Origin of the sequence: Undibacterium sp. TC9W, from assembly GCF_049339865.1 — a bacterium.
In the GTDB taxonomy this organism is placed as follows: domain Bacteria; phylum Pseudomonadota; class Gammaproteobacteria; order Burkholderiales; family Burkholderiaceae_D; genus Undibacterium.
The window spans coordinates 1-1,425 of sequence record NZ_JBMPPJ010000057.1 but is presented as its reverse complement, the minus strand read 5'-3'; the positions used below and the strand labels follow the sequence as shown (position 1 = coordinate 1,425).

At 55.2% G+C, this 1,425-nt stretch carries 1 protein-coding gene; it reads right to left on the bottom strand.

All coding sequences use genetic code 11. The features are described from left to right. On the bottom strand, window positions 1–1,425 hold a 1,425-nt coding region (locus ACO0LN_RS30220), incomplete at both ends, for a beta strand repeat-containing protein (RefSeq protein ID WP_422980451.1).

The following is a 1,425-nucleotide window of genomic DNA, read 5'->3' as shown; positions in this document are numbered from 1 at the left end:
CGGAGGTGACTTCAACATTGCCAGTGGTGGACAGGGTGTAGGTTGCACCGCCTTCACCAGTGATGGTGAGATTGGACATGGTGACGTCATTGGTCGCACCGATGGTTTTAACGAGGTTGGTGCCGGTGACGGTGAAGACGTGGGTGGTACCGTCGTAAGTCGCAGACGTAATCGTTGGTGCGGTGACATTCGATACAGTCACGGCATTGCCGGTCAAATCTGCACTGGATGCGGTAACGGCGTCCCAGTTAGCAGCAGCGGCCAGGTTAAATGTGGTGGTATCAACGGCGGTGGTGCCGTTGTTGTTCAGGATGCCGTTGATGGCCAGTTTGTCGGCGGCGTTCAGGGTGACTGCAAAAGCAGTTGCACTGCTGGCGTTGACGTTGGCGCTGGTCAGGGTGTAGGAGCCAGCCTGGCCTGTGATAGAGAGTTTGCTGACATCAATGAGGTCACCACCAACCATGTTGACTGCCGAGACGGACAATATGCCAGTCGCAGCATCGTAGGTCGAGCTCAATATGCTTGGCGCGGCATTGGAAACGGTGATGCCGTTACCAGTTAAATCCTGGATGTTGCCACCGGTGATGACGCTGTTCCAGTCATCGGCAACGGCCAGGTTGTAGGTAGTGGAACTGACAGAGGAGGTGCCGTTCTTGTTCAACAGGGCATCGACACCAGTGATATCTGCACCCGCCAGTGTAAAGGTAAAGCTGTTGGCGGAGGTGACTTCAACATTGCCGGTGGTGGACAGTGTATAGGTCGCACCACCTTCACCAGTGATGGTGAACTTGGTCAGGTTGACGTCATTGGTCGCACCGATGGTTTTAACGAGGTTGGTGCCGGTGACGGTGAAGACGTGGGTGCTGCCGTTGTAGGTCGCTGATGTGATCGTTGGTGCTGTGACGTTGGAGGCAGTCACGGCATTGCCGGTCAAATCTGCACTGGATGCGGTGGTGGCGTCCCAGGAAGCGGCAGCGGACAGGTTAAATGTGGTGGTATCAACGGCGGTGGTGCCGTTGTTGTTCAAGATGCCGTTGATGGCCAATTTGTCGGTAGCGTTCAGAGTGACTGCAAAAGCAGTTGAACTGCTGGCGGTGACGTTGGCAGAGGTCAGGGTGTAGGAGCCAGCCTGACCTGTGATAGAGAGTTTGCTGACATCGATGGTGTCACCACCGACGATGTTGACTGCCGAGACGGACAATATGCCGGTTGCTGCATCGTAAGTAGAGCTGATGATGCTAGGTGCAGCATTGGACACGGTGATGCCGTTGCCAGTTAAATCCTGGATATTGCCACCAGTGATGACGCTGTTCCAGTCATCTGCTGCCGCCAGATTGTAAGTCGTTGAACTGCTGGCGGAGGATGTGCCGTTCTTGTTGAGCAGGCCATCGACTGAAGCAATATCAGCACCGGCCAGAGTGAAGG